The sequence below is a fragment of the Aquirufa sp. A-Brett2-W8 genome, from assembly GCF_054558755.1.
Map to the genome: position 1 here is coordinate 110,147 of NZ_JBPXKS010000004.1, position 15,863 is coordinate 126,009.

General features: G+C 44.0%; 16 protein-coding genes. 5 read left to right on the top strand and 11 right to left on the bottom strand.

Annotated features, from left to right (window positions below):
* Positions 1–216: 216 nt before the first annotated feature.
* Together ACST13_RS04075 and eno are read right to left on the bottom strand one after the other, a co-directional pair.
* Positions 217–537: an FtsB family cell division protein gene (locus ACST13_RS04075; protein ID WP_459521950.1), complete on the bottom strand. Its 321-nt coding sequence runs from the start codon at positions 535–537 to the stop codon at positions 217–219.
* 4 nt (positions 538–541) lie between these two features.
* Positions 542–1,819, bottom strand: a complete 1,278-nt coding sequence (gene eno, locus ACST13_RS04080; protein ID WP_459521951.1) for a phosphopyruvate hydratase — start codon at positions 1,817–1,819, stop codon at positions 542–544.
* Between the two features lie 90 nt (positions 1,820–1,909).
* On the opposite strand from eno, the gene ACST13_RS04085 reads away from it, so the two are divergent.
* Positions 1,910–2,620, top strand: a complete 711-nt coding sequence (locus ACST13_RS04085) for a thioredoxin domain-containing protein (protein WP_459521952.1) — start codon at positions 1,910–1,912, stop codon at positions 2,618–2,620.
* On the opposite strand, the gene ACST13_RS04090 is transcribed toward ACST13_RS04085, so the two are convergent.
* Complete coding sequence (locus ACST13_RS04090) at positions 2,601–3,572, bottom strand: aldo/keto reductase (RefSeq protein ID WP_459521953.1); 972 nt, start codon at positions 3,570–3,572, stop codon at positions 2,601–2,603. The two genes, ACST13_RS04085 and ACST13_RS04090, sit on opposite strands and share 20 nt — an antisense overlap.
* A 258-nt stretch (positions 3,573–3,830) precedes the next feature.
* Between ACST13_RS04090 and ACST13_RS04095 the strand changes: the two genes are divergently transcribed.
* Positions 3,831–4,193 carry a LytR/AlgR family response regulator transcription factor gene (locus tag ACST13_RS04095; RefSeq protein ID WP_459521954.1) on the top strand — a complete coding sequence of 121 codons (363 nt, stop codon included), beginning with the start codon at positions 3,831–3,833 and terminating at the stop codon, positions 4,191–4,193.
* A 497-nt stretch (positions 4,194–4,690) separates the two neighbouring features.
* On the opposite strand, the gene rsmG is transcribed toward ACST13_RS04095, so the two are convergent.
* From rsmG to ACST13_RS04120, 5 genes are all read right to left on the bottom strand, one after another.
* On the bottom strand, positions 4,691–5,317 hold the full coding sequence (rsmG, locus tag ACST13_RS04100) for a 16S rRNA (guanine(527)-N(7))-methyltransferase RsmG (RefSeq protein WP_459521955.1): 627 nt from the start codon (positions 5,315–5,317) through the stop codon (positions 4,691–4,693).
* A gap of 1 nt (position 5,318) precedes the next feature.
* On the bottom strand, positions 5,319–6,551 hold the full coding sequence (locus ACST13_RS04105) for a tetratricopeptide repeat protein (RefSeq protein ID WP_459521956.1): 1,233 nt from the start codon (positions 6,549–6,551) through the stop codon (positions 5,319–5,321).
* Positions 6,523–8,079 (bottom strand): Rne/Rng family ribonuclease, encoded by a 1,557-nt coding sequence (locus tag ACST13_RS04110; RefSeq protein ID WP_459521957.1) that lies wholly within the window; start codon positions 8,077–8,079, stop codon positions 6,523–6,525. The genes ACST13_RS04105 and ACST13_RS04110 overlap by 29 nt, the downstream gene beginning before the upstream one ends.
* A gap of 287 nt (positions 8,080–8,366) precedes the next feature.
* On the bottom strand, positions 8,367–9,212 hold the full coding sequence (locus tag ACST13_RS04115) for a tetratricopeptide repeat protein (protein WP_459521958.1): 846 nt from the start codon (positions 9,210–9,212) through the stop codon (positions 8,367–8,369).
* Positions 9,213–9,241: 29 nt separating this feature from the next.
* Positions 9,242–9,535, bottom strand: coding sequence for an HU family DNA-binding protein (locus ACST13_RS04120; protein ID WP_459521959.1), 294 nt, complete (start codon positions 9,533–9,535; stop codon positions 9,242–9,244).
* 144 nt (positions 9,536–9,679) lie between these two features.
* Here ACST13_RS04120 and mutY point away from each other — a divergent pair, with 144 nt between their 5' ends.
* The 3 genes from mutY to gldE all read left to right on the top strand — a co-directional run bounded on the left by mutY (position 9,680) and on the right by gldE (position 12,667).
* Entirely contained in the window at positions 9,680–10,735 is a 1,056-nt protein-coding gene (gene mutY / locus ACST13_RS04125; protein ID WP_459521960.1) for an A/G-specific adenine glycosylase, read from the top strand.
* Positions 10,736–10,783: 48 nt separating this feature from the next.
* Positions 10,784–11,239, top strand: coding sequence for a single-stranded DNA-binding protein (locus ACST13_RS04130; protein ID WP_459521961.1), 456 nt, complete (start codon positions 10,784–10,786; stop codon positions 11,237–11,239).
* A gap of 78 nt (positions 11,240–11,317) precedes the next feature.
* The gene (gene gldE, locus ACST13_RS04135) at positions 11,318–12,667 is read left to right on the top strand and encodes a gliding motility-associated protein GldE (RefSeq protein ID WP_459521962.1); all 1,350 of its coding nucleotides are present in this window, start codon (positions 11,318–11,320) and stop codon (positions 12,665–12,667) included.
* Between the two features lie 6 nt (positions 12,668–12,673).
* Here gldE and ACST13_RS04140 read toward each other — a convergent pair whose 3' ends face one another.
* From ACST13_RS04140 to ACST13_RS04150, 3 genes are read right to left on the bottom strand one after another with little or no spacing between them, the layout of a single operon-like run.
* Positions 12,674–14,950 carry an ATP-dependent helicase gene (locus tag ACST13_RS04140; protein WP_459521963.1) on the bottom strand — a complete coding sequence of 759 codons (2,277 nt, stop codon included), beginning with the start codon at positions 14,948–14,950 and terminating at the stop codon, positions 12,674–12,676.
* A gap of 53 nt (positions 14,951–15,003) precedes the next feature.
* Positions 15,004–15,597 carry a DUF1684 domain-containing protein gene (locus tag ACST13_RS04145; protein ID WP_459521964.1) on the bottom strand — a complete coding sequence of 198 codons (594 nt, stop codon included), beginning with the start codon at positions 15,595–15,597 and terminating at the stop codon, positions 15,004–15,006.
* Positions 15,594–15,818: a hypothetical protein gene (locus tag ACST13_RS04150; RefSeq protein WP_459521965.1), complete on the bottom strand. Its 225-nt coding sequence runs from the start codon at positions 15,816–15,818 to the stop codon at positions 15,594–15,596. The genes ACST13_RS04145 and ACST13_RS04150 overlap by 4 nt, the downstream gene beginning before the upstream one ends.
* Positions 15,819–15,863: the final 45 nt, after the last annotated feature.

Sequence of the window (15,863 nt, forward strand, 5' to 3'; positions counted from 1 at the left end):
GTATTGACAACATCTGTCAATTCCTCAAAAAACTATTTATACTTTACGACGCCATTTCACACATTATTGGGTTTAGGGCACGGAGAGGCGGATTCGACAAAATCCACTATACGATTCGCCGCAGGCGATGCGATCTTTATTCTTTATGCTTTGTGCTCTATGCTTTAAGCCGAAGGCTCTAAATAAAAGAAGCCCAGCAAACATGCCGGGCTTCTTTTATTTCTCAATCGGTTGATTCTCTTGATCGACGATCACGAAGACATCCTCTGACGGACGCTTCATGAAATATTTCTCGCGAGCGTATTTTTCTAATAACGCTGGATTTCCCATCACAGCAGCACGCTCCTGTTTCAGCTCTTTTAACTTGTGCCGATAGTATTCGTGTTCCGCCTTCAAGTCTGCCAGTTCGGTAGAAAGTCTATATTGAACCGTTAAATCATTATTGTCTAGTACAAACATCCACACAAACAAAACGCAGGTGGAGATGTAGTAGAAACGATTTGGCCCTAAAAATAAACTCTTAACGCGATCGAGCATAGAATTAGAAATTCAAACCTGGGAAATATGCGTTAGCACCCAATTCCTCCTCAATGCGAAGCAATTGGTTGTATTTAGCCATACGGTCAGAGCGAGATGCAGAACCAGTTTTGATTTGGCCTGTGTTCAATGCTACCGCTAAGTCAGCGATCGTAGCATCTTCAGTCTCTCCAGAACGGTGTGACATGATGTTTTTATAAGAGTTGCGTTTTGCTAGGTTAACGGTGTCGATGGTTTCAGTTAATGAACCGATTTGGTTTACTTTTACTAAAACTGCGTTTGCTACGCCTTTGTCGATACCTTGTTGTAAACGCTTCACGTTTGTAACGAATAAATCGTCCCCTACTAATTGGCATTTAGAACCGATTAATTTCGTTTGCTCAGCCCAACCTGCCCAATCGTCTTCCGCCATACCGTCTTCGATCGAGATGATTGGGTATTTGTCAGCCCAAGTCTTCCAGTAAGCAGCCATCTCCATTGAGTTTAATTGCTTACCGTCAGATTTTTTGAATGTGTAAAGACCTGTTTTCTCATCGTAGAATTCAGATGCAGCAGCGTCCATCGCGATGAAGATTTCTTCGCCTGGCTTATAACCTGCTTTTTCGATCGATTGCAATACGATTTCGATGGCTTCTTCGTTCGACTTGATGTTAGGTGCAAAACCACCTTCATCACCTACGTTAGTAGAATATCCTTTGGACTTCAACACACCTTTCAATGCGTGGAAAACTTCCGTACCCATACGTAATGCATGCGAGAAAGATTCAGCTTTCGCTGGCATTACCATGAATTCTTGGAAGTCAATCGAGTTATCCGCGTGAGAACCTCCGTTTAAGATGTTCATCATCGGAACTGGTAACGTGTTTGCGTTTACGCCACCGATATAACGGTATAAAGATAAGCCTGCTTCTTGCGCTGCTGCTTTTGCTACTGCCAAAGAAACGCCTAGAATCGCGTTTGCGCCTAATTTACTCTTGTTTGGCGTTCCGTCTAATTCAATCATGATGTTATCGATCATGTTTTGTTCAGACACTTCTAAACCCCAAAGTTCTTCTGCAATCGCCGTATTTACGTTCTCAACTGCTTTTAAAACACCTTTTCCTACGTAAACTGATTTGTCTTCATCACGAAGTTCTACTGCCTCGTGGATACCTGTAGAAGCTCCAGATGGAACTGCTGCACGTCCAAAAGCACCGTCTTCGGTCTTAATGTCCACCTCAATTGTTGGGTTTCCGCGTGAATCTAAAATTTGTCTTGCGTGTACATACTGTATTGCACTCATCGTATTATATTTATTTTGATTAAAGAATTAAGATTATTGCCTAAATTGAACTGCAAATTAACGCTTTTTTGCCTAATTCCGTATTATCAGATGATAAAATGTATTTCGAGTTGCCTTATGATGGCCTTCGTATTTCTACTGAGCCTCAGTACTTTCGCCCAAAATATCGACGTTGATGCCTTCGAAAAGAAGATCAAAGAGACGCCGAACGCTTATTTGCTGGACGTTCGGACTACGGGGGAATTTGGAGGAGGACATTTGCCAAAGGCGATGAACATCGATTTTCGCTCCCCAGATTTCAGCGCCAAAGTCGCGCAACTTTCGAAAGATAAACCGGTCCTTATCTATTGTCTATCTGGCGGTCGTTCCGCTCAGGCTGCTGAGCAAATGCGCGCGGCTGGTTTTCAAGTGACCGAAATGAAAGGCGGTTATTTGAAATGGACAACACGTCTAAAGCCTTTGGAGGGAGTACCCGATGTCAAGCATGATGCGGCCTGGAATTTGGCCGACTTTAAAAAAGAAGTCGCTTCATCAGATGCCGTAGTAGTCGATTTTTATGCCAAATGGTGTGCGCCCTGTCTTAAAATGATGCCCATCGTCGATAAACTAGCCGAAGAATTTAAAGGAAAGGTGACAGTCCTTAAGGTCGAAGCAGACGGCAACCAGGCCATCATGCAGGCCTACGGAATAGACGAAATCCCGAGTTTCATCGTCTTCTCTAAAGGAGAAATGAAAACCAAAACATCGGGGTTCCGGGAAGAGGCCGCTTTAAAGGAACTCTTTACTGCGACCAAGAAGTAGGCTGACGCTCCCATCGGTGCGCCCGCAACTCCTCTACTAATGCTGTTGCTAATCCACGGCCATCTGAGGTCGCGGTATTACTTTCTACGTGTTTAATCTTACGCATACCAGGAATGATCGTACCCACATCCGGGTTCGAAAGAATGAAACGCAAGGCCATTTCAGGCAAATCCATTCCTTCTGGAACCAAAGGTTTCAAAGCATTCGCGTGATCCACACTCGATATCAAATTCTCCGGAACGAAATAAGTCGAACGCCAATCATTCGCTGGGAAAGTCGTGTCATAGGTCATCAAACCCGTCAAACTTCCCTCATCAAAAGGAACACGCGCAATCACGCCCACATCTAATTTCTTACAAAGAGGGAATAATTGGTCTTCGGGGTTTTGGTCAAAAATATTATATATCACCTGCACAGAAGAAATCAATCCGGTTTCCAAGGTCTGCAAGCAATTGTTTGGCTCCCAACGGTTCACCGAAACTCCCCAATGAGCGACTTTCCCCTCTTTCGTTAATTTCTCAATAGCCATCTTCCACTCATCGCGATCCGCCCACGCATCTTCCCACACATGGAACTGCTGCAAATCAATTTGTTCCACTTTCATGTTGCGCAAACTTTTCTCCGTGTACTCCACGATGTGATCAGCCGGGAAACAGTCTTCTATTTTGAAATGAGGCTTAGATGGCCAGGTAAAGTTTTTGGGCGGAATCTTCGTCGCAGCATATAAAGTAGTCTCCTTATGACGTCTCACAAGACCTCCCAAGATTTCTTCACTCTTACCTTCTGCATATCCCCAAGCGGTGTCAAAAAAATTACATCCCAGCTCGACCGAACGGTCCAAAGACTTATTGACTTCCTCCATATCAGAGCCCGTCCATCCAGCTAATCCCCACATGCCATATCCAACTTCTCTTAATGCCCAGCCAGTCCGGCCAAATCGTCTTGTCTTCATAGTTCTATTTAAGTATTCGAAAATTAAGTAAAAAATCCCTTACCTCTATACCGTATAATATGTGAAGGACTAGTTAATGTATCTACTTTAGTTACCTTATTTAGCTATTTATCCCCAAAAAGTATATGTAACCTATTATATATTAACCGGTTAATGGTCGATTGAGAAACAATAATCGTCAATAACGCAAATAACCTAATTATTTTCCATATCTGTGGTGATGCGCCGTAGATTTGTCTTACTAACTGCTCTACTGTTATGACGGGAACCATTAAGAAAGAACAAAACTGCATGCTTGCATTAGGCGATCAGATTATCTGCATCAAAGATGTCCTTCACATCGAGGGAGAAGGTAATTATTCTAAGTTTCACATGAATGATGGTAGCAGAATTATATCGTGTAGAACGCTAAAATACTTTGAGGAATTTCTCCTGGCTAACAGCTTCATACGTCCTTCTAAATCTGCCATTGTCAACATGAATGCCATTCTGGCCATTGATTATAATATTCACAAAATTATTAAATTAATCAATGATCATCAAGTGACTATCTCGCGTAGGCAGATCAAGCCGCTGAAGGAGTTGTTTAGAGCCGCGGAGCGGCAGGTCGTCACTTCGTGACTTAGTCGCGACTGCGTCGCTTAGTCAAAATGTCGCCTACGGCGAATCGTATAGTGGGATTTAAGAAATGTATCTCTCAGAGCTTCAGACCCAATAATGTGTGAAATGAGGTCGCAAAGTATAAATGGTTTTTTCAGGAATTGACAGATTGTGTCAAGATTCAAATATCAAAGACCTGATTCAAAGTTCAAAGAGCAAAGTTCAAAGCAAAAAATCAACCTCCGGACTAAATCGCGCAGCGATGACTAAGTCCGAAGGACGACTAAGCGACACAGTCGCGACTAAGGCGCAAAGCGCCGACTAAGACGGAGTCGACTAAGTCCGAAGGACGACTAAGCGACACAGTCGCGACTAAGGCGCAAAGCGCCGACTAAGACGGAGTCGACTAAGTCCGAAGGACGACTAAGCGACACAGTCGCGACTAAGGCGCAAAGCGCCGACTAAGACGGAGTCGACTAAGTCCGAAGGACGACTAAGCGACACAGTCGCGACTGCGCCTACGGCGCAACATGCACTAACTTCTTCGTCTCAAAGAACTCCTCCTTAAAGTTTTTGGAAAGATGAAACACCTTATGCTTTCGCTCCAGTTCTTTCAATTCCTCACTCAAATCCCCGCCTTTCAGGCAAAGAAGGCCATTCTTTAAATCGTGGTAACTATTTGGGCTGATTTTCTTTCTCACCCAATTAAAGAAAGGTAACAGGCGAGTAACCGCTCTAGAAATAATAAATTCGAATTCGCCGTCGATGTCCTCGGCGCGACCGTGTGTGGCTTGCACGTTTTTCAATCCCAAAGCCTCGGCAACGCCTTGAACGACTTTGATCTTCTTTCCGATGCTGTCCACTAAATGAAAATTCACTTCGGGGAATAGAATCGCCAAAGGAATTCCAGGGAATCCGCCGCCGGTGCCGACGTCTAATATCTCTGTGCCGGGTTTAAAATCGATAAATTTCGCGATCGCCAAAGAGTGTAACACGTGGTGTAGCATCAAATTATCAATATCCTTGCGAGAGATGACATTAATTTTCTCATTCCACTCTGCATACAAAGGAAACAATTGCTCGAATTGAGCGAGTTGCTGAGCTGTAATGGTGGGGAAATACTTCTTAATGATATCTGCTTTCATATTAACGTTTTTTTCTTCTGGCTTTCTTGGATTCGGAAAGTAATTTTTTGGCCTCTGTATACTGAGCGGACTTCTTTTCTGCGTTTTCTAATACTTCCTTGCAGAAGTCTACGGCCTCGTCATAATGTTGTTGTTGGAAGGAGATGCGTGCTAATCCTAGGACAGATGCCCAATAATAGCCGGAATCGGTGGCGTCGGTTTCTTTAGAGAAGGCCATGCACTGTTTGAAATAGGTCATGGCTTCGGCCTGATTTCGGTAAACATAGAGGGCGTAATAGCCTAAAATATAGCTAGCATAGCGGCCTGAGGTGGCTTCGTAGCCTACTTGGTGTTGTTCGATGCGGCGTAGTATTTCTTTAGAAAGAGACGACGCTTCAGTAATATTGCCATTCATGTAGGCTGAGCGAGCATAGGCTCGGTGGAAATAGGGATTATCTGGGAATGTTTCGTAAGTGTATTTCGCCATTCCGTAGGCCTTTTCGTTCATGTTTTCCATGCCGTAAATCTGCAAAAGGAAATAACGAGCTTCGGTACGGGTATAGAAGGCTTGGTAAGAAACCTTTTCTAATTGGGCGATTCCTTGGGTTTTGTTGGCCTTAGGAAAAAGCCATAAAACGGGTCTTAAAAGGGGGAAGTTCTGCTTGATGAAGAAATAATAGTAATTATAAAGTCCATCACCGAACATCAATTCGGGGCTGAAATCAGCAAAATTACGGGAATATTCGAGGTATTTTAGGGCGTTTTTGGCGGCCAAAGTCGCGCGTGTCCAATGCTTGCGTTCTGCGTGGAGGCGGCCTTTGAAGGCGTAGGCGGCGGCCATGAAAAAGGCGGCTTCGGGGTTTTCGGTTTCGTCGTAGATTTTTTCGGCCTTGGAGATACTTTGGTCCATATATTCAATCAAACGATCGTCATAAACCTCACTCCTCGTATTAGGCACAATCTTCCACCACTGCATTAAACCTAATAAGAAATCAGGCAGCGGGTGCTGTGGGTACTTAATCTTCAAGTAATTGAATTCGCGTTCAGCTTCCGGAAAGTGGAAGTTATACATCTGGTTGATGGCCAAAGTGGCCTCCGTCTGAACTTCGGTAGTGAGCAAAAGCATTCCCTTCGAACGCTCCTTCTCCGCCTCATCCGCCTTCTTCCACCATTGTGCATTCGAATCGAATGAAGGTAGAAGAAGGCCGAAAATACAGGCTAAAAATCTAAGATGATATTTCAATTTGATCTCCATTTTGGTTTAAGAATTTAAATTCTGTTATGCCAAATGAGGAATCTTCCATAATCGTAATCCAGGTCTTATATTTCATAAACCAGTTCATGCGAATGGAAGGGAAGCCTTTGGTGAAATAAGCACTTAAAAAAGGATGCACTAAAAGTGTCAATTTCTTCTCGTTTTGCTTCGTCAACAAATGTTCCAAATGCTGTTCAACAATGTCTGAAACCGCTATACTCGCCGTAATGCTACCCGTTCCGCCGCAACTAGGACAGGTTTCATGCGTGGCTACGTTCATCTCTGGACGCACACGCTGACGGGTGATTTGCATCAAGCCAAACTTCGTCAAAGGTAAAATGGTGTACTTCGAACGATCCCCACGCATTTCATCGCGCATGATGTCCTGAATTAACTTACGGTTATCAGCCTTCTTCATATCAATGAAGTCGATCACGATAATACCGCCCATATCACGTAGACGTAATTGGCGAGCTACTTCTTTCGCAGCTTCCCGGTTCACACTTAAGGCAGTCGCTTCTTGATCATCCTCTGCATTCGATTTATTCCCCGAATTCACGTCGATCACGTGCAATGCTTCCGTGTGTTCCACGATTAAATATCCTCCACCTGGCAAGGAAACCGAACGGCCAAAAAGCATTTTCAATTGCTTTTCAATACCTAATTGCTCGAATAACTTGGTTTTGCTTTGGTGTAGCTTAACAATCTTCTCCTTTTCAGGAGCGACATTGTGTACATAGCCTTTTGCCTCATTGTACAATTCTGGTGTATCAACGATGACATTATCAAAATCATTGTTCAAGAGGTCGCGTAACATCGAAGTCGCGCGGCTCATTTCGCCAATAATACGGTCGCCCGCTTTAGCATCCACTAATTTAACTAGACCTTCCTCCCACTTAGCGATCGAATCCTTCAGGTCACGCTCCATTTCTTCCACCGCTTTACCTTCTGCCACTGTACGCACGATTACACCGTAATTTTTCGGCTTAATCGACGTCATTAGCTTTTGCAAGCGATTGCGTTCCGCTTTCGACGTGATCTTTTTCGAGATGTTCACACCGTTCGCAAAAGGAACTAAAACAAGGAAACGACCTGCGATGGAAATATCGCAAGATAAACGAGGGCCTTTGGTTGAAATAGGCTCTTTAACGACTTGAACTAAAGCCAAATGTCCTTTTTGAACCGCTTTCTCGATCTTCCCTAATTTATCAATTTCGGGCTCAAGCTTGAAGTTCTCTAAACGAATGACTTTATTTTTCTTCGTCATTGCCTCCCGCGTAAACTTCTGCAGGGTAGGTAAATTAGGGCCTAGGTCATGGTAATGCAAGAATGCATCCTTTTCATAACCAATGTCAATAAAAGCGGCGTTCAGTCCTGAAACCAACTTTTTAACCGTTCCGAGGTAAATATCCCCTACGGAAAACTGTGGTTCAGACTGTTCAATATGGTACTCTACTATCCTTTTGTCATGCAAAAGGGCTATTCGATCCCCCTTGGGAGTCGAATTAATGATTAATTCATTGCTCACAATTTATGTCGAGAAGAATGGTACAGGGCCATTAGGCCCATATAGTCTAAAGATAATTAAAATAAACGCCAAAAACAGGCCATTTCGAAAAATGCCTGTTCCTGCGTTACCTAAATACATTTCCCATCTGGAAAGTGGATTTACGAAGACTATTTCTTCTTATGACGATTCTTACGAAGACGTTTCTTTCTTTTGTGAGTGGAAATCTTGTGACGTTTTCTTTTTTTACCGCAAGGCATAATGTTAAATATTAATGTGTAAATACTTTACGAGATTGACTTTCAACCTCAATGCTCCTGCATTTCTGCAAGCAACTCTTTAGCGGCTATCTGCTCCTGTTCATCTTTAGATTGCTCTAAAACACGCTTCAGGACTTTCTGAGCCTCTTCTTTTTTATCTAACTGGGCTAAACAAAAACCGAGATTTAACGCGGCTTTATGGTTATTCGGCTCCAGCTTCAATATCTGGGTGAATCGTTCTTGGCCTTTGCCAAACTGATTCGATTTAATCGATAATATCCCTAAATTAAACAAGGCTGGCACAAACGTGGGCTCCTGTTCAATCACTTCGCGAAGCAGCGTAATGCCCTTCATCGGAGTGGGTGTATCTACGTACGTCATCGCCATGTTCGATTTTACCAGCAGATTGCTCGGGTCGATGGCCATAGCCTTCGAGAAGTACATTCTTGCCTTTTCGCCCATTTTACCGCCTTTCTGTCCATTCAAAGCATACGTTTGTGCTTCGAAATACAGCTGACCGGCACGCAAAACGTTCGTCAAACTGGGATGCTGATCCGCATAATTCGCTGCAAAAACCGCAGCAGAATCATAGTGACTCGCACTCATAAAAGCCCGCATCAAATTTTCCAAGGCTTTCACCTGAGAAGCATCTGTCTTAGCAGCAGCAAAAGCGGACTTCAAAGTAGAAATCTCCTTTAACTGAGCTGAGGTTAAGGGAGCAGCATGCTCTTCCTTTTCAGCGACTTTTTCTGTCTTTTCGCTCCCCGCATCTCGGTTAGCGCCCCCCGAAGGAGTATTTTGTGTCTTACCCGCCACATTACCTTTCGGTAAAGAATACAATAGGGCAGTTATCCCTAGACCTACAAGAAGAATGATCAAAAAGTTTTTTTTCATTTTTCTAGACCCTTTCTAAGCTCTAAAGCCTATTTAGTGGGGTCAGTACTAGTTTTTATTTGCTCCACGAACACTTTAGCCGGTTTAAAGCTAGGCACATAATGTGCCTCGATCGTGATCGCTGTATTTTTAGAAATGTTGCGAGCAATCTTCTGAGCTCTTTTTTTGTTAATGAAGCTACCAAAACCGCGAACATAAATGTTCTCCTGATTCGCTAAATTATTTTTTACTACTTCGAAAAATGACTCTAACGTTTCCGATACATCTTTCTTATCAATTCCTGTTTTGCTGGCAATCTCAGCAATTACATCTGCCTTTGTCACGTTTCTTTAATTTATTAAATGATGATTCTTAGGTAATTACAAACCCCGTCTTTAAATAGGGACACAAAAGTAACGTTTTTCTGCCAATTCTCTAAAAATTCTTTCAAATTCAAGGTGATTTTTTTCGTAAATTTGATTTAATCCATGCAGAAAAGCTCCATTCACCCCTTTGCGTCTACCATTATGGCTTGGTATGCTGAACATCAGCGAGAACTGCCCTGGCGTCAAACGAAGGATCCGTATGCGATTTGGCTTTCTGAAATCATCTTACAGCAGACCCGCGTAGCACAGGGTTTACCTTATTATCAACGATTACTAGCCGCATTCCCTAGCGTTCGCGATTTAGCGGAGGCTGAGGAGGCCACGTTGCTTCGCTTGTGGCAGGGTTTAGGCTATTACTCCCGAGCTCGAAATCTGCAGAAGGCCGCCCAGATGGTTATGCGGGATTTTAAGGGCTCGTTTCCGCAAACTTACGATGAGATCATTTTGCTTCCGGGTGTAGGACCCTATACCGCCGCGGCGATTGCGTCTTTTGCTTTTGATGAGGCAAAAGCCGTAGTGGATGGTAATGTTTTCCGAGTTTTGTCGCGTGTGTTCGCGGTGGAAACGGATATTACGTCTTCAGCTGCTCGTAGTGTTTTTACTTCCCTCGCTCAATCGTTAATCCCTGCTCAGGATCCAGCTGGGTTCAATCAGGCAATCATGGAATTTGGGGCTTTGCAATGTACACCGGCTCCGGATTGTTCGGTATGTCCGTTGGCTGTTTTTTGTCAGTCAAATAAGGAGCATCGGGTCGCTGATTTCCCGGTGAAATCGAAGAAGACGAAGGTCAAAGAGATACAGATGGACTACTTGGTCATCGAACAAAATGGACTGCTTTTAGTGCGAGAACGTGCCGAAAATAGCATTTGGAAGGGTTTGTGGGAGTTCTATTTAATCGAAGATGAGACCGAATGGCCCGCCTTTCCGCGCAAGGCACTGAAGTCCCCGCCGGTGCATCTTTTAAGTCACCGAAAAATCAAATGCGATGCTTGGCATGTTCAAGTTCCTGATAATTTTGCCCTGGCGATACCGGAAGGATACGTCTGGATGAGCCCCTCAGACTTCGAGAGCAAAGGAAAATCAGTTTTGCTTTTGAACCTAATAACTGATAATTTAGATTGTCCTATTTTACAAGACATTTCGCCCACGTACCTTTAGGCAATGCAAGGAGCCTTGCTGAGCTAACCATTTAAAAAACAAATCATTATGGCTGGAGTAAACAAAGTTATTTTACTAGGAAATTTAGGTGCTGACCCAGAAGTTCGCGCACTACCTAGCGGCGTGAAAGTGGCGAATATTAACATCGCTACCTCAGAATCCTATACGGGTAAAGATGGACAACGAGTAGATCAAACAGAATGGCATCGCGTGGAGCTTTGGGATAACCTAGCGAACATCGCGGAACAATACCTGAAAAAAGGAAATCAAGTCTACATCGAAGGAAAAATTCGTTCCGAAGAGTGGCAAGACAAAAATGGCGCAACCGTACGGGGTTATAAAGTACGAGCTACCTCTATTAATTTAATCGGCGGGCGTAATGAAGGAAGCCCTGCAGCAGCTCCGGCGGCCGAAAGGCCTAAGCCAGAAGCCGTTCTAGCTGGGGAGGCGAAAAGCGATCCATTCCCACCGATGATGGAAGAAGGGGACGATCTGCCATTTTAAATTTTTGATACAAAAAAGGGGATATCGCATTTCGTATTCCCTTTTTTGTAAATTTGCATTGATAAGTTCACCCCCTATATGGACCCAGACCCCTTACCCAATCTTTTATTACTCGCTTTGGAGCCTTCCATTAACGTGAGTTCAATTGCGCTTATTTCCTTCATTTTAGTAGCCCTATTGTTTCTGTCAGCTGTTTTAGCGGGTTCAGAGGTAGCCTTCTTTTCGCTCAATGCAGACCAACGTATTAACCTTAGAGAGAGTGAAATAAGTAGTGAGAAAGCGGTGAGTCATTTACTCGATAAACCACAACAACTACTAGCTACTTTGTTGATTTCCATCAACTTTGTCAATATTATTTTCATTACGCTGGCTAATTATTTAACCTCCATGATACTGGGACAACAGTCCATGGAGACTTTAGTGGTGACTTTGTTTTTGTTATTTGGGGTGACGTTTATCATTACGTTTTTTGGAGAATTAATTCCCAAAGTATGGGCCCAGCAAAACAATGTCAATTTCGCGCGTTACTCTGCCCCTTTAATTAGTTTCCTAAGTTTTGTGTTTTCGCCATTATCGAAAGCATTGCTGGGTATTTCGGGTTTGATCGAGAAGCGGGTAAAGAAAAAATCCTATACCTTAACGTCTGAAGAATTACAACAAGCACTAGAGATTACGACGGATGAAACGACGACGGATCAGGAAAAAGATATTCTTCGGGGGATTCTGAATTTTGGGAATATTTCCGTTAAATCGGTGATGCAGGCAAGGCGAGAGATCGTGGCCTTCGATACTAGCATGAACTTTCACGAATTAATGGACCTCATTAATAAGAATGGCTATTCTCGTGTACCTGTTTACAAGGAGACGATCGATAAGATCGAGGGAATTCTGTATATTAAAGACTTATTGAAACACATCGATCAAGATGAGAGTTTCGACTGGATGCCCCTTTTGCATAGCCCTTTCTTTGTTCCTGAAAACAAGAAAATCGATGATTTGCTCTATGATTTCCAAGAGAAAAGGGTGCACATGGCCATCATTGTGAATGAATACGGTGAGACCGAAGGCTTGGTAACCATGGAGGACATCATCGAGGAGATCGTGGGTGAAATCAATGACGAGTTCGATGAGGTGGAAGCAGATTACAAGAAGATTTCAGAAAATGTCTATCTCTTCGAGGCGAAGACTTCCTTGAACGATTTCTGCCGTGTATTCGAGGTAGAGGCGGCTTTTTTCGAGAAGGCCAAAGGGGAAAGTGAATCGCTAGCAGGTTTAATTATCGAACTTTTTGGTCGAATTCCGAGTGCTGGGGAAGATATCGAATTCGAAGACTTCAACTTCAAGGTGCAATCGGTGGATACGCGCCGTATCAAGAAAGTGCGCGTGACGCATCGGCCTGTGGCTGATCAAGACGATTCACAAAACTAAGCCGAATTAGGTAACGATCATCAGTTTCGCGAAGCTCAACAAGAGCGTTTTTTCGCCTACCCCCTTTTCAAAATCAATCACTGCTTTGCGCTCGGCGCCATTCACATCAATGCGTTTGATGAGACCGAAACCGAATTTAGCGTGCTCGACTTTTTGGCCGGCAGCTAAAGCTAAGGCATCTGTCGCCTGGAAATTCGTGGAAACGACGTGCTGGTAATTCGTGTTCGTCGTTGGTTTTTGAATCAATTGTGCCGCGGATGGAGCTGGCTTTGCAGAGAAACCCGTTTTTTGGACGGGGCGGAAGCTGGAAACTTCCTTGCGCGCGCCTGCTGGCTTCGCCATCTTCACAAAATTAGGGTCTAATTCATTCAAGAAGCGACTCGGCTCGCAAGCCTTCAAGCGACCAAACTGGTAACGCGATTCCGCATAGGATATCATCAATTTTTTCTCTGCCCGAGTGACCGCCACATAAAACAAGCGACGCTCCTCTTCGAGGTCCTGCTGGGATTGCAACATCATTTGGGACGGAAATAAATCCTCCTCTAACCCCACTAAAAAGACCCGATTGAATTCCAAACCCTTCGCCGAGTGAATCGTCATCAAAGTCACCTTATCGCGATCCGCTGGATCTTCATCCGCATCGGCGTTTGTCAATAAAGAAACGGATTGCAAGAAAGTCGAAAGGGATTTATCTTCATTCTCCGGATTATCCACGAAGGATTTAATGGCATTGAGTAATTCTTGTAAGTTTTGGTAACGCGCTAATCCTTCTACGGTCTTATCCTCATATAATTCGCGCATCAATCCAGATGCTTTTGCCACGTGGTTCGCCACCTCGTAGGCATCTTTTTGCTCTACTTCGACCATCAACTTAAAGGACTTGATCAAATCTGAGAATGCCTCGATTCCCGCGCTTCCGCGAGCCGCATTAAATTGCCCGATGTTAGAAACAATGTCCCAAACCGGCACCTTATTCTCCGCCGCCGTCACCACAATTTTCGCAATGGTTGTATCACCGATCCCGCGTTTAGGCAAATTGATGATGCGCTTGAAGGCCTCCTCATCGTTTTGATTGACCGTAAAACGCAAATAGCCGAGCACGTCCTTGATCTCCTTGCGTTGGTAGAAAGAAACGCCTCCAATGATGCGGTATTTGATATTTAAACGGCGCAAGGCCTCCTCAAAAGAGCGTGATTGGGCATTTGTGCGGTATAAAATGGCGAAGTCCGTCCACTTTAAATTCTCTTTTTGAGCTGCCTCAAAAATCGTCGACGCAATCATGCGTCCTTCCTCGTTATCGCTCGATGCACGAATGATTTCGATATCATCTCCATCCTCGTTCGAGGTGAAAACGTCTTTCTTTAATTGATTTTTATTGCGAGAAATAATCGAATTCGCCACCGCGACAATCGCCTTCGTGGAACGGTAATTCTCCTCTAATTTAATGGTCATTAAATCTGAGTAGTCGCGCTCGAAGTTCAGGATATTTTGGATATCCGCACCGCGGAAGGCATAAATCGACTGCGCATCATCGCCCACTACGCAGATATTGCGATTTACGGCGGATAATTTCTTCGTGATTAAATACTGGGAGACGTTAGTATCTTGAAACTCATCGACCATCACGTGCTTGAACTTGTGTTGGTATTTATTTAAAACGTCTAAATGATCTCGGAAGAGGATGTTTGTTTGGAACAATAAATCATCAAAATCCATCGCATTCGCTGCGAAACAACGGGCACAATATAACTGATATAATTCCCCCAGCGCCGGAATGCGGGCTAGGCGATCTTCTTCCGATAAAATCGAAGATCCCATGTATTGCGCCGGACCGATCAAGCGGTTCTTCGCATTCGAGATGCGGTTCAAAACTAAATTAACCTTGTAGATTTTATCGTCTAAATTCTTCTCCTTAATGAGTGCGCGGATCAGGGATTTCGAATCGTCTGTATCATAAATAGAAAAGTTCGAGGTATAGCCGAGACGGGTGCCTTCGAAACGAAGAATTTTGGCAAAAATCGAGTGAAAAGTCCCCATCCAAATATTCTTAGCCGCAGAACCGATCACCGTTTCAATCCGGTGACGCATCTCGCCCGCTGCTTTATTCGTAAAAGTCAAAAGTAGGATGGCAAATGGATCCACGCCTGTCTCAATCAAATGCGCCGTGCGATACGTCAGCACGCGGGTCTTTCCAGAACCGGCGCCGGCGATGATCATCAAAGGACCATCAATATATTCGACTGCTTTTCGTTGAGGCTCGTTCAGGCCAGCTAGGTAATCCATTGGTTTTGGGCTAATCAATTAGGGTCTCAAAAATACGAAATTACCACCGGATTTTAGTGGTGCCCTGCGTTTTTCTCCCCAGCTAGAATAGCGATTATCAATTTATTTTCCTTCGTAGGCAGCGGACAAGTCGCGAATGGAGTGAAGGCACAAGGCGGATTATAGGCCTTATTGAAATCTAGTGTGACCGTTCCGTCCGGATTGAAACCTTTCGTGTCCATAAAACGGCCTCCACCATAGGTAGATGTTTTGTTCGTAGCATCGCCAAAAACGACAAAGAAATCCTCCTTCGTCTCCCCCGGCCCTGCCTCTAAGCGATACGTTTTGCCGTCGATCGTAAATTCCAATAAACCGGGTGAATCTTCTTGGTAGGAGCGACCCGTAATATCGATGATGGTTACTTTTTTACCCACCGTGGGAATGAATTTTGCGTTTATCTTCCATTTCGGATCTGCGGGAAAATGTTCAATCCCCTGAAATGCCTTCAGGTATTCCCCCTCTAAATCCCGTAAGCGAATCGCATATTTATCCCCGCGTTGAATGATAAACCAGCGTAGCGATTGATGCGAAATAACCGTAGGCTTCGCTCCTGAGTAAGGGTAGACTACCTGGCCATTATAAATGACTTGATTATTTTGTAGTATCACTTTGCCGAGAGATGCCTCCGCGTGTGGAAAGACAAAGTCGTTCGATTCCGCCCCGCCGATGGTGTTTTCTCCCTCTTTAAGCCAAAAAGTCCCGCTAAATTCAACCAGCCGGTTTCGGACTTGAGGCTTGCCTCTCTTTTGGCATAAAAATCAGCATAATCCTCCTGAGAACGCGCCGTGAACGCTACGAGAGTGAGGAGGAAAAATAGGATCTTATTCATAGGGGGATATTTGCCTAAAAATACTAAATTACTTTGGAATTAAAC